Raw genomic sequence first — 19745 nt, 5'->3', positions numbered from 1 at the left:
GTTCGGCGTTGTTCGTCTGCCGTACGCAAGATGTGTGTCCGCCGTTGGCGCGGGAACCGGAACCTACTCGTCGACATCACGTCGACGAGAGGCACGCTGTGCTGCATCAGCTTTCGCTCCAGAACCGCCGGGTGGCCGCCGCCACGACCGGCGTTCTTGTGCTGGCCGCCCTGGGGGCCAACACCCCCGCGCACGCCGCGAGTTACGGAACCCCGACGATCACCCTGTCGGCCGCCTACCTCTCCGGCGCCGTCGGAGCGAGCGGCGACCCCGTGGTCGGCGTCACCGTCGCGCAGAGCGGCGCCGATGTCACCGCGCTCGGCGTGGCCTCCTCCGCCAGCTCCAAGTCGTCCGTCGCGGGCACGGGCGATGTGACCGTGACGGGGACCGGGGCCACCCGGCAGCTCGCGGTCGCCGCGCACGGGCGCGGCTACACCGACCTCACGATCAAGGTCACCGGGCTCGGCGGCAAGACCGCCACCAAGACGCTGCACTACGCCGCTTCCGCCGCCGTGCAGAACGCCGCCGACACCCGTTACCTCACCGGTTCCTCGGACGCCTCGGCCGCCGTCGACGCCGGTGGCGGATACGTCGTAGTGGCCGATGACGAGTCCAACACGCTGCGCCTGTACGACCGTTCCGCCTCCGGCGCGCCGGTGAAGAGCTGGGACGTCGGCTCGAAGCTCGGGGCGGACAAGGAGATCGACATCGAGGGCGCGACCCGGGTCGGCAACACCATCTACTGGACCGGTTCGCTCGGCAACAACAAGGACGGCGAGTACAAGTCCGACCGCAACACCGTCTTCACCACGACGGTGAGCGGGTCGGGCGCCGCCACCCAGCTGACGGTCGGCGGCTCGTACAAGAAGCTCCGTGACGACCTCGTCGCCTGGGACAAGGCGAACGGCAACCGCTTCGGCTTCGCCGCGGGGACGGCGGACGGTGAAGTGCCCAAGCAGATCGACGGGTTCAACATCGAGGGCCTGGAGTTCGCGCCCGGCTCGACGACCACCGCGTACCTCGGCTTCCGGGCGCCGCTCGTGCCGCCGAAGGAGGGCGGCAAGGCCCTGATCGTGCCCGTCACCAACTTCGACAAGGTGGCCGGCAGCGGGGCGAAGGCGGTCATGGGTACGCCGATCGAGCTGGACCTCGGCGGGCTCAGCATCCGGGACATCCGCAAGAACGCCGCCGACCAGTATCTGATCGTGGCCGGTTCCTGGGCGGCCGACGACAACTCCGACCCGTACGCCCTCTACACCTGGGACGGTGTCGCCGCGCACGCCCCGGTCAAGCGGGCCGATCTGCCGACCGCCGACCCGGGCGGCTGGGAGGCCGTCGTCGACGTACCGGACCTGACGGTTCCGGGCGCGCGGGCACAGCTGATCACGGACGCCGGATCGGCCGACCTGTACGGGGACGGCACGGAGGCGAAGGACCTCGACCACGCCGAATGGAAGAAGTCCAGGGCCGTCTGGTTCACCGTCGGCGGCTGACGGCAACGGGAGCATTCGCCCCCACACAACGCGAAAGCCCCGCCGCATCCCGGGCCGGGATGCGGCGGGGCTTGTCGGTCACGCTGCCCGTCGGAAGGACTCGGGGCGCGCGAGAGGGCCTAGGCCGGGCACGGCGCGGGGCTAGGGGCCGTACTGCGGTGGTACGGGTACGGCCGCTGCCTCGGCGAGGGCCGGGCCCAGGTTCTCCGTGCGCATTCGCCGGTCGACGTAGAGCAGGCCGGTCACCAGCTGCGGGAACGTCGCCGAGACCAGCTGGCCGATCAGCTGCCCCAGCGCGAAGGTCACCAGATAGCCGCTCATCGCGAGGAGGACCGCGGCCGGGTTCGGGTCGTCGTCCAGGGTCGAGCCGCCGATGATGCCGGAGAACATGCCGAGGAACGAGAACGGGATCTGGATGATGTAGCTCGCCGTGGCCGCGATCACGAACGCCAGCAAGCTGATGCCGAAGACCCGCCACCAGTCGCCGCGCACCAGCTGCGACGAGCGGCGCAGGGCAGCCACCGGGCGCTGCCCCTCGAAGACCACGGAGGAGGGGGCCAGGCTGAACTTTACCCAGAGCCAGGTCGCCAGGGGTGCGGTGGCCAGGGCGCCCAGGAGGCCGAGCGAGGTCCACACCGCGGCCCCGGCGCCGTCCGACAGAGTGGTCGCGCCGATCATCAGGGCGATGAAGCCGACCATCGCGAGCACTATCGGAACCATCACGATCAGGGCGGTCAGGAACACCGTCCCGATCACCGCGGGCACCCGGGCCCAGGCCCGGCGCCAGACGGCGGAGAAGGTGGTCGGTCTGCCCAGTACCGCCTCCTGGAGGACCGTGGGAACGGTCGCGTACATCATGGCCGTACCGATCATGAACGCGACCACGGCGACCAGCCAGATGGAGCCCAGGGCGATCAGTATCGGCACGATGTCCTTCGAGGACGGGTCCTCGTCGGCGCTGAGCGAGATCACCCGGTCCAGATGGTCGCTGACCGCGGAGTACGCGATCACCGCGGCCGCCCCCACGACGACCAGCGCCCCGCCGTACACGGCCGCGCCGATGCCGAACAGCTGCTTCCAGTAGCGCCCCAGTGTGCTGAAGGCGCCGCCGAGTATGTCCCCGAGCTTCAGGGGCACCAGCGGTATCACTCCGGGCTTCGGCGGTGGCATCCAGCCGCCCCCGCCCCATCCCGGTGCTCCGCCGTACGGTGCGCCGCCGTAGGCACCGCCGCCCCACCCTGCGTCCTGCGCCACTGCTGCTCCGTTGTGTGTTGTCGTCATGTGTGCTGGTCGGGACACCGTAGCGCCCCGGATGACGCAAAGCCGCCGTACTTTCGGCACGGGCAGCGATGCGTACACTCGTACACATGGGATATGGACTGCTCGCCGTCGCGATAGCGGCGGAGGTGGCCGGTACGACGGCCATGAAGTACAGCGAGGGCTTCACCCGCCTGTGGCCCTCGCTCATCACCGTCGCGGGCTATCTCATCGCCTTCGCGCTGCTCGCCCAGACACTGAAGACACTGTCGATGGGCACCGCCTATGCCATCTGGGCCGGGATCGGCACCGCCGCCGTCGCCGCCATCGGCATCCTCTTCATGGGGGAGTCCGGCAGCGCGGTCAAACTGGCGGGCATAGCGCTGGTCATCGCGGGTGTGGTGGTGCTGAATCTGGGAGGGGCCCACTGATGGCGCGCCGTTACGACCCCGAGCGGCGCGAGCGCATCATCGACGCCGCTATCCGGGTGGTCGGCGCGAAGGGCATCGCGGGGCTCAGCCACCGCTCCGTCGCGGCCGAGGCCGATGTGCCGCTCGGCTCGACGACGTATCACTTCGCCTCGCTGGACGAGCTGTTGATCGCGGCGCTGCGCCGGTCGAACGAGCACTTCACCGAGGTCGTGCGGGCGAGCGGGGCGTTGACCGGCCCGGCGGCCGACCTCGCAGGGGAACTGGCCGGGCTGCTGGGGGAGTACTTCTCCGGCGGGCGCGGGCGTCCCGAGCTGGAGTACGAGCTTTACCTCTCCGCACTCCGCAGGCCCGCGCTGCGGCCCGTCGCCGCCGAGTGGACCGACGGCACGGCCGAACTGCTGTCCCGGCGGACCGATCCGGCCACGGCGCGGGCGCTGATCGCGCTCATGGACGGGATCTGTCTGCAGGTGCTGCTGACCGGCGGGGAGTACGACGAGGCGTACGCGCGGGAGATGCTGCGTCGCGTCGCGGGCTGACGTCTCCGGCCGATGCCGCTCACTCGTCCGGCGTGCTCGCCCTTCGGATCGCCGTCAGCGCTGCCTGCACGCTCGCCTCGATGTCCGTGATCGGATACAGCGCCTCGCGGACCGTCCGGTCCCGGTCCACCACCAGGGTCAGCCGCTTCAGCCGGCTGGTTCCCGCAGCGCGGAACGTCGGCAGCCGCAGGGCCGCCGTCAGCTCAAGCTCCGCGTCCGACAGCAGCGGGAAGCGCAGCCGCTCCGCGTCCGCGAACGCCCGCTGCTCGTCCGGGCGTTGGGTGGACACCCCGTGCACGGTCGCGCCCGCCGCCGTGAATTGGGCCAACTGGTCGCGGTACGTGCAGGATTCGAGGGTGCAGCCGCTCGCGCCCGGGATCCCGGCCCAGCCCGGCGGGTACGCGTCCCGGCGGGCGTAGGCGCTGGGGAAGCAGTACAGGACGGTGTACGGGGTGTCGGCGACCGGATCGCGCAACGCGCCGTCGTAGTCCAGCAGTCGAAGCTCGGGCAGGCGCGTGCCCACCAGGGCGTGCACCCGGGCCGCCTCCCTCGACGCCTCCGTGGCCGTTGCCGTCATCTCTCCGTCTCCCATCACCCAGGCGTCGCCCCAGTCCTGGAGCGCGATCAGTACGGGCAGCAGTGCGTGGCCGCGCCGGGTGAGCCGGTACTCGTACCGGGGTGGCCGGTCCTGATACGGCTCCCGGGACAGCACCCCCGCGTCGACCAGCAGCCGCAGCCGCTCGGTCAGCACCTTGCGGGACACACCCAGCTCTTCCTGGAGCGCGTCGAAGCGGTGCACCCCGCGCGCCGTGTCCCGCACGATCAGCAGGGTCCACCAGTCGCCGACGACATCGAGTGCCTGGGCGATCGCGCAGTCGGCGTCGGCCAGGCTGGTGCGCTGGGGCATGGGCTCCTCCTTCTTCTCCCGCGGCCGTCCACTGCCTGATTGACCTGCGGGAAAACATGATGCCATAGTCAGTTCCCAAGAGAGACCCACTGGGGCTCGTCGGGGGAGGGTGCTGATGATGAGGTTCTTCGGGGTCGTGCGGGACGTACCGCGCACGGTACGGCCGCTGGCCTTCGGCGCCTTCCTCAACGGGGTCGTCAGCTTCACCTTCGTCTACCTCTTCGTCTATCTGACCGGACCGCGCGAGCTGACCGTCCCGCAGGCCGGAGTGATCGCGGGCATCGGCGGCGTCGGCCTCGTCGCGGGAAACTTCACCGGCGGCTGGTTCGGCGACCACTACGGCCACCGCCGGATGCTCCTGACCGGTGCGCTGGTGGGCGGGACGGCGCTCGCCACCCTGCCGGTGCTGCCGGTCGCGGCGATGTACGGGGTGCTGCCGCTCGCGCAGTACGCGGCAGGTGTCGTACGCGTCGCGAACTCCGCCCTCGTCGCCGTCTCCGTCCCCGAGGGCGGCCGGCGCCAGAGCTTCGCCCTCGTGCGCGCCGCGGGCAACGCCGCGTTCGCCATCGGCCCGCCGCTCGGCGCGCTGATCGCCGCCCGCTTCTCGTACGACTGGCTGTTCGTCGCCGACGGCCTCGGGACGCTGCTCTTCGCCGGGTACGCGGCGATGGTGCTCCCGGCGCGCGGCACCGCGCACAACCGGCCGGTGCGCGCGCCCGGCGCACCGGGGCTGTGGCGTGAGCTGCGGGCCAGGCCCGCGGTGCTGATCCTGCTCGCCGCGATCCTCTGCGTCGACCTCGTCTACCGGCAGCAGTACTCGACCCTGCCCGTCTTCCTCACCGAGCACGGCCGCAGCGCCCAGTTCTACGGCTGGCTGCTGTCCATCAACGGCGGCCTCATCCTCCTGCTGGAACTCCCGGCGGCCCACGCGCTGCGCCGACGCGCGTCGCTGAGCATCGTGGGCACCGGGCTGCTGCTGGTGGGGCTGGGCTATGCGGTGCTGATCCCGGGGGCCGGGGCGCTGTTCGCCGTCACCATGATGGCCTCGCTGACCGCGGGCGAGATCCTCTACAAGACCACCGCGACGGCATACGTCGCCGACCAGGCACCCGGCCATGCGCAGGGCCGCTTCCAGAGCCTGTACGCGGGCGCCTCCATCAGCGGCCAGGTGCTGGCACCACCCCTCGGCGGCGCCCTCTACGCCGCCGCGCCGGGGCTGCTCTGGCCGGTCTGCGCAGTGCTGGCGGGCGGCGCCGGGGCGGCGGTGCTCGCGGCGCGGCGGCTGCGCGGGCCGGTGCGCGAGAAGGCGCCCGCACCCGCCCCTGAGCGGCAGGCGCAGCCCGGCTGAGCAGGTGGTAGCGGGCTCCCGGGGGGCCGTGCGGCGACCATCGGGCGAGACCGGTTGGCTGAGGCGGTGCCTGGCCGGTTAGGTTTCCTGTCATGACCGACACGACTCCTGCTCGCACCACCGGCGCCGTCGCCGCCGGCCTCGCCACCATCGCCGGCGACGGTTCCGTTCTCGACACCTGGTTCCCCGCCCCCGAGCTCTTTGCCGAGCCCGGCCCGGCCGGAACCGAACGGCTCACCCCCGACCAGGCCGTCAATTTCCTCGGTGAGGGCGCGGCCAAGGCCATCGGCGTGGACGCCCGCCGCGGTGTCGAGATCGTCGCCGTACGTACGGTCATCGCCTCGCTCGACGACAAGCCGCTCGACGCGCACGACGCGTACCTGCGTCTGCACCTCCTCTCGCACCGCCTCGTCCGGCCGCACGGCCAGAACCTGGACGGCGTCTTCGGCCTCCTCTCCAACGTCGCCTGGACCTCGCTCGGTCCGGTCGCCGTCGACGACCTGGAGAAGGTGCGGCTGAACGCCCGCGCCGAGGGCCTGCACCTCCAGGTCACCTCGGTCGACAAGTTCCCCCGGATGACGGACTACGTCGCGCCGAAGGGCGTCCGGATCGCCGACGCCGACCGGGTCAGGCTCGGTGCGCACCTCGCCTCCGGCACCACCGTCATGCACGAGGGCTTCGTCAACTTCAACGCGGGCACCCTCGGTACGTCGATGGTCGAGGGCCGGATCTCCGCCGGTGTCGTCGTCGGCGACGGCTCAGACATCGGCGGCGGCGCCTCCACCATGGGCACCCTCTCCGGGGGCGGCAAGGAACGCATCGTCATCGGCGAGCGCTGCCTGATCGGTGCCGAGGCGGGTGTCGGGATCGCGCTCGGCGACGAGTGCGTCGTCGAGGCCGGGCTCTACGTCACCGCCGGTACGCGCGTCACGCTGCCGGACGGCCAGATCGTCAAGGCCCGTGAGCTCTCCGGCGCCTCGAACATCCTCTTCCGCCGCAACTCGGTCACCGGCGCCGTCGAGGCCCGCCCGAACAACGCGGTCTGGGACGGCCTCAACGACGTCCTGCACAGCCACAACTAACGTGTGGCGGCGAGGAGTTCCTCGTACGCCTTCTGCAGCCCGTCGGTCGCCCCGCGCCCGGCGGGCTGCAGCGGTTCGCGGACCGGTCCGGCGTCGAGCAGCGCCTTCGCCGTGACCGTGCCCGGCAGCCCGGACGCCATCATCAGCTCGGCGAGCGGGAGCGTCAGCCGGTTGAGCCGGGCGGCCCCGGCGGTGTCCCCGGCGTCGAAGGCGTCCAGGACCGCCCGCAGCTGCCGGGGCGCCACATTGGCGACCGTGCTGACATAGCCCGCCGCGCCCACCGCGTACAACGGCAGGTTCAGCTCCTCGCACGCCGAAAGGGGCTGTGGGTGCTGTCATACCCGAAGTGTCGGCCGACCGGACCGTGAAGGTCCACTTAGTTCTTCTCGGGGTGAAGGGAACGCGGCTTTCGCGGCGAAAGCCGAGGTGGTGACCGGGCGTCTCCAGGAACGCGGATGCCGGTCCACGGCGGCGTGCGGCAGGTGCCCGCATGTCCAACGGCGTCTCTCATCCCGTCTTGCGCACGTCAGGTCCGGCAGCGGCCCTCGCCGCAGTGCGTTGGCTCCTCGCGCCGGGCGAGCGGGGACGCCTGGTTCCGCACGGAGAACGAGGAGCTCTGGGCCAGGCAGCCCGACAGGGCAGGTCGGCCGGTCGAGGACGTGGCTGCTCGGCGCGGGCTGCTCGGCGTGCCCCGCTTCGGCTGCGCTGCTCGTCGGCCGCCGCTGAGTGCGCGCTGCTGACCGTGAACAGCTGAGCGTGCGTGCCGGGCGTGATCCGCTGACGGGGGCACGCAACATTTTTGCGGTGCTTGCGATAGTCTTGCGTTCATGACGCGACGACTTGCTCATGTGGCCAAGAAGGTGGGAGTCAGCGAGGCGACGGTCAGCCGTGTGCTCAACGGCAAGCCCGGTGTCTCCGAGGCGACGCGGCGGTCCGTCCTCACGGCGCTGGACGTGCTCGGATACGAGCGGCCCACGCAGCTGCGCGGAGAGCGCGCGCGTCTCGTCGGCCTCGTCCTGCCGGAGCTGCAGAACCCCATCTTCCCCGCTTTCGCGGAAGTGATCGGCGGCGCGCTCGCGCAGCAGGGGCTGACCCCCGTCCTCTGTACGCAGACCAAGGGCGGCGTCTCCGAGGCCGACTACGTGGAGCTTCTCCTCCAGCAGCAGGTGTCCGGCGTGGTCTTCGCCGGCGGACTGTTCGCGCAGGCGGACGCGCCGCACGACCACTACCGCCAGCTGGCGGAGCGCAACATCCCGGTGGTCCTCGTCAACGCCTCCATCGAGGGGCTCAACTTCCCCTGCGTCTCCTGCGACGACGCCGTCGCCATCGAGCAGGCATGGCGCCACCTCGCCTCGCTCGGGCACGAGCGGATCGGACTCGTCCTCGGCCCCAGCGACCACGTCCCGTCGCGGCGCAAGCTCGAAGCCGCCCGAGCGATGGCGGAGGCCGCGGGCGCGAAGCTGCCCGACGAGCATGTCGTCCGGTCGATCTTCTCGCTCGAAGGAGGCCAGGCAGCCGCCAACCGCCTCCTGGAGCGGGGTGTCACCGGCATAGTGTGCGCCAGCGACCCGCTCGCCCTGGGTGCCATAAGGGCCGCGCGCAGGCGCGGGCTCTCGGTTCCTTCGCAGGTTTCGGTCATCGGTTTCGACGACTCCGCCTTCATGAACTGCACGGAGCCGCCGCTCTCCACCGTCCGCCAGCCCATCGAGTCGATGGGACGCGCGGCGGTCGAGCTGCTCAGTGCCCAGATCCAGGGCACGCAGACGGACCCCGGTGAGCTGCTCTTCGAGCCCGAGCTCGTCGTGCGGGGCTCGACGGCGCCGCCGCCGCTCGGCTGACCCTTCACCCACCCATTCACCCCTTCACCCCTTCGTTCCTCGGCTCCGGGGCCGGGGAGGCACCCGCCTCCTCGGCCCCGGAGCCGTTTGTCGTCAAGGGGCCTCCAGGGCTTCGACGCTGACCTGCGGGGATGTCGCGCCCCAACTGGAGGTCGTGTCACGGCTGTTGACAAAGCGGTGACCTGATAGAAACCTGACACCCCGACGGTGCAAAAGATTAACGAAAAAGCTCAATAAGTCTGTAGGTAGCCGTTATTCATTGTCAGAGTTCCGCTGGGTTCCTGGCGAGAGTCACTGTTTTCAGCGCGGCGCCGGGGCCCAGCAGGCGGAGAGGCCCATATGAGAGGCAAAATCCTGAGCTGGCGGTTGACGGTCGGCATGCTGATAGCCGCACTGGTCGCTGTCGGACTCCTGCCGGTCACCGCATACGCAGCAGCTGACGGGCCCAACCTGGCGCTCGGCAGAACGGCCACGGCCGGCGGCGCCCATGGCGCGTACCCGGCCGGCAACGTCACCGACGGAAGCCAGGCGTCCTACTGGGAGGGCCCGGCCGGGTCGTTCCCCCAGTGGGTGCAGGTCGACCTCGGCACCGGAACCCGGGTCGACAGCGTCGCCCTGAAGCTCCCCACCACCTGGGAGGCCCGGTCACAGACCGTCGCGGTGCTCGGCAGCACCGACGGCAGCGCCTTCACCACCCTCGCGGCCGCCCAGTCCCGCGCGTTCAGCCCCTCCCAGGCGAACACCGTGACCATCGGCCTCACCTCCGTCACCACCCGGTACCTCCGGATCCAGGTGACGTCGAACTCCGGCTGGAACGCAGCCCAGCTCTCCGAGCTGGAGGTCTACGGCGAAGGCGGCCCGGTCGACCCTCCCCCCGTCCAGGGGACCAACCTGGCGCGCAACAAGCCGATCGAGGCGACCTCGACCACGCAGACGTACGTCGCCGCCAACGCCAACGACGACAGCGCCACCACCTACTGGGAGTCCGCCGGCTTCCCGTCCAGCCTGACGGTGAAGCTCGGCGCCAACGCCGACGTGGAAGCCGTGGTCGTCAAGCTCAACCCCGACCAGGCGTGGGGCCCCAGGACCCAGTCGATCGAGGTCCTCGGACGTGAGCAGGCGGCCTCCGGCTTCACCTCGCTCAAGGCGCGGGCCGACTACGCCTTCAGCCCGTCCTCCGGACAGAACACCGTCACGATCCCGGTGACCGGCCGGTACGCCGACCTGCGCCTGACCTTCTTCTCCAACACCGGCGCCCCCGGCGGCCAGGTCGCGGAGTTCCAGGTCGTCGGCACAGCGGCGCCGAACCCCGACCTCACCGTCACCGACCTGACCTGGACCCCGTCCTCGCCGTCCGAGACGGACAGCGTGACCGTCAACGCCACGGTGCGCAACGCCGGTACGGCCGCCGCGCCCGCCACCACCGTCCAGGTCAGCCTGGAGGGCGCCGTGGCCGGTTCAGCCCCGGTCCCCGCGCTCGCCGCCGGAGCCTCGGCGACCGTCCCGGTCGCGGTGGGCAAGCGCCCCATGGGCTCCTACACCGTCTCGGCCGTGGTCGACCCGACCGACACCGTCGCGGAGCAGGACAACAGCAACAACAGCCGGACGGCCTCGGTGAAACTCGTCGTCGGCCAGAGCCCCGGTCCCGACCTGCGGGTCACGGGGATCACCACCAACCCGGCCAGCCCCGCCGTCGGCTCCGCCGTCAGCTTCACCGTCGCGGTCGAGAACCGCGGCACCACCGGCGTCTCGGCCGGCACGGTCACCCGGCTGACAGCCGGAACGACCACGCTCAACGGCGCCGCGGGCGCGATCGCCGCCGGCCAGACGGCCACCGTCGCCATCTCGGGCACCTGGACGGCCACCAGCGGTGGGGCCACGCTCACCGCGACCGCCGACGCCACCGGGACCGTCAGCGAGACCGACGAGAACAACAACGTCTTCACCCGCTCCCTCGTCGTCGGACGCGGCGCGGCCGTGCCGTACACCGAGTACGAGGCGGAGGACGCCCACTACGACGGCACCCTGCTCACCTCCGACCAGAAGCGGACCTTCGGCCACACCAACTTCGCCACCGAGTCCTCAGGCCGCAAGTCGGTGCGCCTCAACTCGCAAGGTCAGTACGTCGAGTTCACCGCGACGAACCCCTCCAACTCGATCGTCGTACGCAACTCGGTTCCCGACTCCGCCGCCGGCGGCGGAGCCGAGGCCACGATCAGCCTCTACGCGGACGGCGCCTTCGTCCGCAAGCTGACCCTGTCGTCCAAGCACAGCTGGCTCTACGGCACCACCGACGACCCCGAGGGCCTCACCAACCAGCCCGGCGGTGACGCACGGCGGCTCTTCGACGAGTCCCACGCGCTGCTGACGCAGACCTACCCGGTGGGCACGAAGTTCCGGCTCCAGCGCGATTCGGGCGACTCGGCCCCCTTCTACATCATCGACCTGATCGACCTGGAGCAGGTGGCGCCCCCGGCCGCCAAGCCGGCCAACTGCACCTCCATCACCGAGTACGGCGCCGTCCCCAACGACGGCATCGACGACACCGACGCCCTCCAGCGCGCCGTGACCGCCGACCAGAACGGCCAGATCTCCTGCGTCTGGATCCCCGCCGGTCAGTGGCGCCAGGAGCAGAAGATCCTGACCGACGACCCGCTCAACCGCGGCCAGTTCAACCAGGTCGGCATCCGGGACGTCACGATCCGCGGCGCGGGCATGTGGCACTCCCAGCTGTACACGCTGACCCCGCCGCACCAGGCGGGCGGCATCAACCACCCGCACGAGGGCAACTTCGGCTTCGACATCGACCACAACACGCAGATCTCCGACATCGCCATCTTCGGATCGGGCCAGATCCGCGGCGGTGACGGCAACGCCGAGGGCGGAGTCGGCCTCAACGGCCGCTTCGGTAAGGGCACCAAGATCAGCAACGTCTGGATCGAGCACGCCAACGTCGGCGTCTGGGCCGGCCGCGACTACTCCAACATCCCCGAGCTCTGGGGCCCCGGCGACGGGCTGGAGTTCACCGGCATGCGGATCCGCAACACCTACGCCGACGGCATCAACTTCGCCAACGGCACCCGCAACTCCACCGTCTTCGACTCGTCCTTCCGTAACACCGGCGACGACGCGCTGGCCGTCTGGGCCAGCAAGTACGTCAAGGACACCTCGGTGGACATCGGATCCAACAACCACTTCCGCAACAACACCATCCAGCTTCCGTGGCGTGCCAACGGCATCGCGGTCTACGGCGGCTTCGGGAACACCATCGAGAACAACATCATCTCGGACACCATGAACTACCCGGGCATCATGCTCGCGACCGACCACGACCCGCTGCCCTTCTCCGGGCAGACGCTGATCGCCAACAACGCCCTGCACCGCACCGGCGGCGCGTTCTGGAACGAGGACCAGGAGTTCGGCGCCATCACGCTCTTCGCACAGGGGCAGCCCATCCCGGGCGTCACCATCCGGGACTCCGAGATCCTCGACTCGACGTACGACGGCATCCAGTTCAAGACGGGTGGCGGCGAGATGCCGGACGTGAAGATCACGAACGTCCGGATCGACAAGTCGAACAACGGTTCCGGAGTCCTCGCGATGAGCGGTGCGCGCGGCAGCGCGACGCTGACGGGCGTGACCATCACCAACTCGGCCGAGGGCGACGTCCTCATCGAGCCCGGTTCGCAGTTCGTCGTCAACAGGACCGGCTGATCCTCACGCCACACCCCCATGCGGCGGCCCCCTCCGACGGGGGCCGCCGCCACTGAGCCGTGCCTCTCGCCGGTCGGGCGCGAGGCCGAGATCGAGGACTGAGAGGACAGATGAGCATCTCCAACTGGAGACTACGGTTCCTGAGCACCGTGGTCGCGACCAGCCTCCTGGCACTGGGCGGTCCGCTGATGACCGCGCAGGCCGCGGGTGGCCCCAACATCGCCCTCGGCGACGCGACGGCGGCGAGCAGTTCCGTGGCCGAGTACGGCGCCGGGAACATCACCGACGGCAACCAGGGCTCGTACTGGCAGAGCGCCGGCAGCAGCCTGCCCCAGTGGGTCCAGGCCGACCTCGGCACCACGACCCGTGTGGACGAGGTGGTCCTGAAACTGCCCGCAGGCTGGGAGAGCCGTAACCAGACACTCTCCGTCCAGGGCAGCGCCGACGGCACGAGCTTCGCCACGATCAAGAACTCCGCCACCTACACCTTCAGCCCGGGCGCGGCCAACACCGTGACGGTGACCTTCCCCGCCACCCAGGCGCGGTTCGTCCGGATCAACATCACCGCCAACACCGGCTGGCAGGCCGCCCAGCTCTCCGAGCTGGAGGTGCACGACGCCGACGGCTCCTCCGTCAACCTCGCGAGCGGACGCACCCTGACCGCGAGCAGTCATACCGAGGTGTACGCGGCGGGCAACGCCAACGACGGCAACCAGGCCACCTACTGGGAGAGCGCCAACAACGCCCTGCCCCAGTGGATCCAGGCCGACCTCGGCGCCGCCGTACGCGTCGACCGGGTCGTCCTGCGGCTGCCCTCCGGCTGGGAGACGCGCAGCCAGACCCTGAAGATCCAGGGCAGCACCAACGGCACCACCTTCACCGACCTGAACGCCTCCCGGGCGTACACCTTCGACGCGGCCGGCGGACACACCGCGACGATCACCTTCGACGCGGCCACCACCCGGTACGTCCGCGTCCTGGTCACGGCGAACAGCGTCCAGCCCGCGGCCCAGCTCTCCGAGTTGGAGGTCTACGGCCCGCAGACCGGCGACACGCAGGCCCCGTCCGTGCCCGCGAACCTCGCCTTCACCCAGCCGGCCACCGATCAGATCAGGCTCACCTGGAACGCCGCCACCGACAACGTCGCAGTGACGGGCTACGACATCTACGCCAACGGCTCCCTGCTGACCAGCGTCGCCGGGGGCGTCACCACGTTCACCGACACCCGGCCGGCGAACCAGACGGTCACCTACCTCGTCCGCGCGAAGGATGCCGCCGGCAACCAGTCGGCCGACAGCAACACAGTGACGCGTACCGCCGAGACCGGGGACACCCAGGCGCCGACCGCGCCCGCGAACCTCGCGCTCACCGAACCCGGTGCCGGACAGATCAAGCTGACCTGGGACGCCTCCTCGGACAACACCGGCGTCACCGGCTACGACGTCTACGCCAACAACACCCTCCGGGGCAGCGTGGCAGGCAACGTCACCACGTACACCGACACCCAGCCGGCCTCCGCCACCGTCACGTACCACGTCCGCGCCAAGGACGCCGCCGGCAACCAGTCGGCGAACAGCAACGCCGTGACCCGCTCCGGCACCGGCGGTACGGGCTCCAACCTCGCGGTCGGCAAGGAGATCGCCGCCTCCTCCACGGTGCACACCTACGCCGCGGTGAACGCCAACGACAACAACGTCACGACCTACTGGGAGGGCGCTGGCGGTAGCTACCCCCAGACCCTCACCGTGAAGCTGGGCTCCAACGCCGACCTCGACCGGCTCGTCCTCAAGCTCAACCCGGACTCGGCCTGGGCCACCCGCAGCCAGACCGTCGAGGTTCTCGGCCGCGAGCAGAGCGCCTCCGGCTTCGGCGGCCTTGTCGCGGCGAAGAGCTACACCTTCGACCCGGCGAGCGGCAACACCGTCACGATCCCGGTCTCGGCCCGGGTCGCGGACGTCCAGCTGAGGTTCACCGCCAACTCCGGCTCCTCGGCGGGCCAGCTCGCCGAGTTCCAGATCATCGGCGTACCGGCGCCCAACCCGGACCTGGAGGTCACCGCTCTGACCGCCTCGCCCGCATCCCCGGTCGAGTCGGACCCGATCACGGTGAGCGCCACCGTCCGCAACAGCGGTCCGGCCGCCGCACCGGCCAGCGCCGTCGCGCTGCGGCTGGGCGGCACCAAGGTCGCCACCGCCCAGGTCGGCGCTCTGGCCGCCGGCGCCCAGACCACGGTCAGCGCCTCCATCGGCGCGCGGGACGCCGGTTCGTACCAGCTGAGCGCGGTCGCCGACGAGGCGAACGCGGTCATCGAACAGAACGAGTCCAACAACACCTTCACCAGCTCCAACGACCTGGTGGTCAGGCCGGTCTCCAGCTCCGACCTGGTCGCGTCCTCCGTGACGACCTCACCGTCCAGCCCCGCGGCCGGTGACGCCGTCACCTTCAAGGTGGCCGTGAAGAACCAGGGCACCGTGGCGAGCGCGTCGGGCAGCCACGGCGTCACGCTCACCCTGGTCGACTCGACGGGCGCCACGGTCAAGACGCTGACCGGGGCGCACTCCGGAGCCATCGCGGCCGGAGCCACGGCCGAGGTGAGCTTCGGCTCCTGGACCGCCGTCAACGGCTCGTACACCGTGAAGGTCGTCATCGCCGACGACGCCAACGAACTGCCGGTCAAGCGCGCCAACAACACCTCCACCCAGCCGCTGTTCGTCGGCCGCGGCGCCAACATGCCGTACGACATGTACGAGGCGGAGGACGGCACCGCTGGGGGAGGCGCGCAGGTCATCGGCCCGAACCGGACCGTCGGAGACATCGCGGGCGAGGCGTCGGGCCGCAAGGCCGTGAACCTGGACGCGACGGGCGAGTACGTCGAGTTCACCACCCGCGCCGACACGAACACCCTGGTCGCCCGCGTCTCGCTGCCCGACGCCCCGGGCGGCGGCGGCATCGACTCCACGATCAACGTGTACGTCGACGGGGTGTTCAAGAAGGCGCTCCCGGTGACGTCGAAGTACGCCTGGCTGTACGGCGCCGAGACCGCGCCCGGCAACTCCCCGGGTGCCGGCGCCCCGCGCCACATCTATGACGAGGCGAACGTCATGCTCGGCGAGACCGTGCGGGCGGGCAGCAGGATCCGGCTCCAGAAGGACGCCGCCAACAGCCAGCCGTACGCGATCGACTTCGTGAACCTGGAGCAGGTCGCGCCGGTCGCCAACCCGGACCCGGCCACGTACACGGTGCCCGCCGGATTCGGTCACCAGGACGTCCAGAACGCGCTCGACAAGGTACGGATGGACACCACGGGCACCCTCGTGGGCGTCTATCTGCCGCCGGGCGACTACCAGACGTCGAGCAAGTTCCAGGTGTACGGCAAGGCGGTGAAGGTCGTCGGTGCCGGGCCCTGGTACACGAAGTTCCACGCGCCCTCCGCGCAGGACAACACCGACGTCGGCTTCCGGGCCGAGGCGGCGGCGAAGGGCTCGCTCTTCAAGGGCTTCGCGTACTTCGGCAACTACACCTCGCGGATCGACGGCCCGGGAAAGGTCTTCGACTTCGCCAACGTCACGGACATCGTGATCGACGACATCTGGAACGAGCACATGGTGTGCCTCTACTGGGGCGCCAACACCGACCGGATCACGATCAAGAACTCGCGGATCCGGAACATGTTCGCCGACGGCATCAACATGACCAACGGCTCCACGGACAACCTCGTGACCAACAACGACGCGCGGGCCACCGGTGACGACAGCTTCGCGCTCTTCTCCGCGATCGACGCGGGCGGGGCGGACATGAAGGACAACGTCTACGAGAACCTGACGTCGACGCTCACGTGGCGGGCCGCGGGTGTCGCCGTCTACGGCGGCTACAACAACACCTTCCGCAACATCCACATTGCGGACACACTCGTCTACTCCGGCATCACGATCTCCTCGCTGGACTTCGGCTACCCGATGAACGGCTTCGGCACCGATCCCACGACCTTCGAGAACATCTCGATCGTCCGGGCCGGCGGGCACTTCTGGGGCTCGCAGACCTTCCCGGGCATTTGGGTGTTCTCCGCCTCCAAGGTCTTCCAGGGGATCAGGGTCAACCACGTCGACATCGTCGATCCGACGTACAGCGGCGTGATGTTCCAGACGAACTACGTCGGCGGGCAGCCGCAGTTCCCGATCAAGGACACCGTGTTCACGGACATCTCGATCACGGGCGCGCGCAAGAGCGGGGACGCGTACGACGCGAAGTCGGGCTTCGGCCTGTGGGCCAACGAGATGCCCGAGTCGGGGCAGGGCCCCGCCGTCGGGGAGGTGACCTTCAACGGCCTGGAGCTGAGCAACAACGCGGTGGACATCCGCAACACCACGTCCACCTTCAAGATCAACGCAAACCCCTAGCGGGTACGGCGACACCACGGGCGCAGGCCCGGCGAGGTCGGCGCAGGCGGCTTGCGGCTGCTTGCGCCGGCCTTGCGTGCGTGGGGGCCGATCGGCCTTTCGTGCGCCCCATTCCCCGGCCTCCTTCCTCTTCCTGTCAGGCAATTACGAAATCAGCGCGATATCTTGCGTTCACTTGTCGGGAGTGGTTGAGTGTGGCGCGCCCCACAACGCACCGGCGGTGGGGCGAACCTCCACGTTCATGCCCGAAGGGGACCACCATGAGAAGTGCCCGGTTCCGCCGTACGCGCCGCGCCAGCGCGGTCACCCTCGTCTCCGCGCTCACGCTGACCGCGCTCGCCGCCTGCGGCACCAGCAGCAGCAACAACGGCAGCGGTGGTTCCGAGGGCGGCGGGTCGTCCGACCCCGCCGCTCCGCTGGATCCGAAGACCAAGGTGACGCTCACCATCGACTGCATGCCCCCGGCGGCGAAGGCGGCCGAGCTCAAGGAGTGGAAGGAGGACGTCGCCGCCTTCAACAAGACGTACCCCAACGTCACGATCGAGGGCCGCTCCACCGCAGGCCAGTGCCTCGAACCGCCCCGCTTCACCGCGATGCTCAAGGCCAAGTCCCAGCCGGACGTCTTCTACACGTACTTCACCGACCTGCCACAGGTCCTGGACAACGACGGCGTCGCCGACATCACCGCGTACGTCAACGACAAGTCGGTCCCCGCCCTGAAGGACATCGACCCGAACGTCCTCGGCTCGCTGAAGCAGGACGGCAAGCTGTACGGCCTGCCCACCAGCAACTACACGATGGGCCTGCTCGTCAACCGCAAGCTCTTCCAGCAGGCCGGCCTCGACCCCGACGCCCCGCCGCGCACCTGGGAGGAGGTCCGCGCCGCCGCGAAGAAGATCGCCGGACTGGGCAACGGAGTCGCGGGCTTCGGGGAGTACAGCGCGGGCAACACCGGCGGCTGGCACTTCACCGCGCAGATGTACAGCGTGGGCGGGGAGGTCGTCGACGCGAGCGGCAAGAAGGCCGCCTTCAACAACGAGCTCGGCAAGCAGGTCGCGAATAACCTCCACGCCATGCGCTGGGAGGACGACAGCATGGGCAAGACCCAGCTGCTCAAGTGGGGCGACCTTCAGAAGCAGATCGCCACCGACAAGCTCGGCATGTTCCTCGCCGCGCCCGACGACATCGCGTACATGGTCCAGCAACTCGGCGCGAAATACGAGAACTTCGGCATGGGACCGATCCCCGGTGAGAAGGCCACGCTGGCCGGCGGCAACAACTACATGATCAAGAAGGGGATCTCCTCCGACAAGATCAAGGCCGCGGTCGCCTGGCTGAACTTCAAGAACCTCACCGTCGGCAAGGGCCAGTTCGACTGGGCGCGCACCAAGCAGGACGGCCTGCCCGTGGGCGTCCCGCAGCCCAACTTCTGGCTGAACGAGTCCAAGGCCACGGACGACGCCGCCCGCGTGGAGCACGCCACCATGCCGGTCGCGAACTTCAAGGCCTTCATGGACAACCCCGTCGCGGGCAAGGCGGAGCCGGCGAAGGCCCAGGAGGTCTACAAGGTCCTCGACAACGTGATGTCCGGCATCCTCACCAACAAGAACGCCGACATAGACAAGCTGCTCTCCACCGCCGAGTCGCAGGTGAACCAGGTCCTCGCCACCGGATGACCGGATCCGGGCAGGGGCGGACCGATGTGCCGCCCCCGCCCGGGACCTCGACCATCCGGAGGACGACGACCCGACAACCCGGCAGACCAGCACCAAGGAGCGACGATGTCGGCCCCCAGCCTGACCCCGAGCAAGGCGGGTTCCCCCCGCCACCGCGTGCCGCACGAGACGGAACCCGCGCCCCCCGGTGGCCGGTTCGCGAAGAGCCTGCGGCGCAATCTCACCGCCCACGGGTTCCTCATCGGGGCGGTCGTCTGCTTCGCGGTGTTCTCCTGGTATCCGATGGTCAGGGAGTTCTTCCTGGCCTTCCAGAAGACCGAGAGCGGGCAGACCACCTGGGTCGGTCTCGACAACCTCGTCACGGTCTACAACGACCCGGCCTTCTGGCAGGCGTGGAGCAACACGCTCCTGTTCACCGTGCTCGCGCTGATCCTCGGATTCGCCGTCCCGTTCGTCGTCGCCCTCGTCATCAACGAGTTCCACCACGGACAGGGCTACCTCCGGCTGCTCGTCTACCTGCCCGTGATGCTGCCGCCGGTCGCTTCGGTCCTCCTCTTCAAGTACCTCTACGACCCCGGCTACGGCCTGCTCAACGGGCTGTTCACCTCGATCGGCCTGCCCGAGCAGCAGTGGCTCCAGGACCCCGACCTCTCCATGCTCTCCGTCGTCATCGCCTCGACCTGGATGAACATGGGCGGCGCTGCCCTCATCTACCTCGCCGCGCTCCAGTCCATCCCCGGCGAGCTGTACGAGGCGGCCGAGCTGGACGGCGCCGGACTGTTCCGCAAGATCTGGCACGTCACCATCCCGCAGACGCGCCTCATCCTGTCGCTGATGCTGCTCATGCAGATCATCGCGACCATGCAGGTCTTCGTCGAACCCTTCCTGCTCACCGGCGGCGCCGGCCCCGAGGGGTCCACCACGACGGTCGTCTACCTCATCTACCAGTACGCCTTCAACTTCAACAACTACGGTGCCGCGGCGGCGCTCGGTCTGCTCCTGCTCGTACTCCTGGCCGGATTCTCGGCCGCGTACGTGAAGCTCAGCCGCGCCGAGGACGAGTAGG

Annotated in this window: 12 protein-coding genes and 1 pseudogene; 10 read left to right on the top strand and 3 right to left on the bottom strand. The window is 69.8% G+C overall.

Going from position 1 to position 19745, the window contains the following annotated elements:
• Nucleotides 1-98 precede the first annotated feature (98 nt).
• Nucleotides 99-1493 carry a DUF3616 domain-containing protein gene (locus OG507_RS09390; protein WP_327366694.1) on the top strand — a complete coding sequence of 465 codons (1395 nt, stop codon included), beginning with the start codon at nucleotides 99-101 and terminating at the stop codon, nucleotides 1491-1493.
• Nucleotides 1494-1634: 141 nt separating this feature from the next.
• Here OG507_RS09390 and OG507_RS09385 read toward each other — a convergent pair whose 3' ends face one another.
• Nucleotides 1635-2747, bottom strand: a complete 1113-nt coding sequence (locus tag OG507_RS09385; RefSeq protein ID WP_327366693.1) for a DUF7847 domain-containing protein — start codon at nucleotides 2745-2747, stop codon at nucleotides 1635-1637.
• 113 nt (nucleotides 2748-2860) lie between these two features.
• Between OG507_RS09385 and OG507_RS09380 the strand changes: the two genes are divergently transcribed.
• Together OG507_RS09380 and OG507_RS09375 are read left to right on the top strand one after the other, a co-directional pair.
• Complete coding sequence (locus tag OG507_RS09380) at nucleotides 2861-3181, top strand: DMT family transporter (RefSeq protein WP_327366692.1); 321 nt, start codon at nucleotides 2861-2863, stop codon at nucleotides 3179-3181.
• Nucleotides 3181-3717 (top strand): TetR/AcrR family transcriptional regulator, encoded by a 537-nt coding sequence (locus OG507_RS09375; RefSeq protein WP_327366691.1) that lies wholly within the window; start codon nucleotides 3181-3183, stop codon nucleotides 3715-3717. Before OG507_RS09380 ends, OG507_RS09375 begins: the two co-directional genes overlap by 1 nt.
• A gap of 19 nt (nucleotides 3718-3736) precedes the next feature.
• On the opposite strand, the gene OG507_RS09370 is transcribed toward OG507_RS09375, so the two are convergent.
• On the bottom strand, nucleotides 3737-4624 hold the full coding sequence (locus OG507_RS09370) for a winged helix-turn-helix transcriptional regulator (RefSeq protein ID WP_327366690.1): 888 nt from the start codon (nucleotides 4622-4624) through the stop codon (nucleotides 3737-3739).
• A 118-nt stretch (nucleotides 4625-4742) separates the two neighbouring features.
• Between OG507_RS09370 and OG507_RS09365 the strand changes: the two genes are divergently transcribed.
• A complete protein-coding gene (locus OG507_RS09365; protein ID WP_327371914.1) occupies nucleotides 4743-5972 on the top strand; it encodes an MFS transporter in 1230 nt (409 codons plus the stop codon).
• 92 nt (nucleotides 5973-6064) lie between these two features.
• Nucleotides 6065-7054: a 2,3,4,5-tetrahydropyridine-2,6-dicarboxylate N-succinyltransferase gene (gene dapD / locus OG507_RS09360; protein ID WP_327366689.1), complete on the top strand. Its 990-nt coding sequence runs from the start codon at nucleotides 6065-6067 to the stop codon at nucleotides 7052-7054.
• On the opposite strand, the pseudogene OG507_RS09355 reads toward dapD, so the two are convergent.
• Nucleotides 7051-7371 (bottom strand): annotated as a pseudogene (locus tag OG507_RS09355) (dihydrodipicolinate synthase family protein); the annotation flags it as partial. The gene dapD and the pseudogene OG507_RS09355 sit on opposite strands and share 4 nt — an antisense overlap.
• 510 nt (nucleotides 7372-7881) lie before the next feature.
• Here OG507_RS09355 and OG507_RS09350 point away from each other — a divergent pair.
• The 5 genes from OG507_RS09350 to OG507_RS09330 all read left to right on the top strand — a co-directional run bounded on the left by OG507_RS09350 (nucleotide 7882) and on the right by OG507_RS09330 (nucleotide 19744).
• The gene (locus OG507_RS09350) at nucleotides 7882-8892 is read left to right on the top strand and encodes a LacI family DNA-binding transcriptional regulator (RefSeq protein WP_327366688.1); all 1011 of its coding nucleotides are present in this window, start codon (nucleotides 7882-7884) and stop codon (nucleotides 8890-8892) included.
• Nucleotides 8893-9231: 339 nt separating this feature from the next.
• A complete protein-coding gene (locus OG507_RS09345; RefSeq protein WP_327366687.1) occupies nucleotides 9232-12606 on the top strand; it encodes a CARDB domain-containing protein in 3375 nt (1124 codons plus the stop codon).
• A gap of 110 nt (nucleotides 12607-12716) precedes the next feature.
• Nucleotides 12717-17003, top strand: a complete 4287-nt coding sequence (locus OG507_RS09340) for a discoidin domain-containing protein (protein WP_327366686.1) — start codon at nucleotides 12717-12719, stop codon at nucleotides 17001-17003.
• Between the two features lie 260 nt (nucleotides 17004-17263).
• Nucleotides 17264-18679, top strand: coding sequence for an extracellular solute-binding protein (locus OG507_RS09335; protein WP_327366685.1), 1416 nt, complete (start codon nucleotides 17264-17266; stop codon nucleotides 18677-18679).
• 105 nt (nucleotides 18680-18784) lie between these two features.
• Nucleotides 18785-19744, top strand: a complete 960-nt coding sequence (locus OG507_RS09330) for a carbohydrate ABC transporter permease (protein ID WP_327366684.1) — start codon at nucleotides 18785-18787, stop codon at nucleotides 19742-19744.
• The last annotated feature ends 1 nt before the right edge of the window (nucleotide 19745 follow it).

Source organism: Streptomyces sp. NBC_01217, from assembly GCF_035994185.1.
Taxonomy (GTDB): Bacteria; Actinomycetota; Actinomycetes; order Streptomycetales; family Streptomycetaceae; genus Streptomyces.
This window is presented reverse-complemented; position numbering and strand designations above follow the sequence as displayed.

Excerpts from the sequence above, each read along its gene's own strand:
- OG507_RS09340 (WP_327366686.1), top strand. The coding sequence starts at position 12,717 with ATGAGCATCTCCAACTGGAGACTACGGTTCCTGAGCACCGTGGTCGCG.
- OG507_RS09375 (WP_327366691.1), top strand. The coding sequence starts at position 3,181 with ATGGCGCGCCGTTACGACCCCGAGCGGCGCGAGCGCATCATCGACGCC.
- OG507_RS09370 (WP_327366690.1), bottom strand. The coding sequence starts at position 4,624 with ATGCCCCAGCGCACCAGCCTGGCCGACGCCGACTGCGCGATCGCCCAG.
- OG507_RS09335 (WP_327366685.1), top strand. The coding sequence starts at position 17,264 with ATGAGAAGTGCCCGGTTCCGCCGTACGCGCCGCGCCAGCGCGGTCACC.
- dapD (WP_327366689.1), top strand. The coding sequence starts at position 6,065 with ATGACCGACACGACTCCTGCTCGCACCACCGGCGCCGTCGCCGCCGGC.
- OG507_RS09365 (WP_327371914.1), top strand. The coding sequence starts at position 4,743 with ATGAGGTTCTTCGGGGTCGTGCGGGACGTACCGCGCACGGTACGGCCG.
- OG507_RS09350 (WP_327366688.1), top strand. The coding sequence starts at position 7,882 with ATGACGCGACGACTTGCTCATGTGGCCAAGAAGGTGGGAGTCAGCGAG.
- OG507_RS09380 (WP_327366692.1), top strand. The coding sequence starts at position 2,861 with ATGGGATATGGACTGCTCGCCGTCGCGATAGCGGCGGAGGTGGCCGGT.
- OG507_RS09330 (WP_327366684.1), top strand. The coding sequence starts at position 18,785 with ATGTCGGCCCCCAGCCTGACCCCGAGCAAGGCGGGTTCCCCCCGCCAC.
- OG507_RS09345 (WP_327366687.1), top strand. The coding sequence starts at position 9,232 with ATGAGAGGCAAAATCCTGAGCTGGCGGTTGACGGTCGGCATGCTGATA.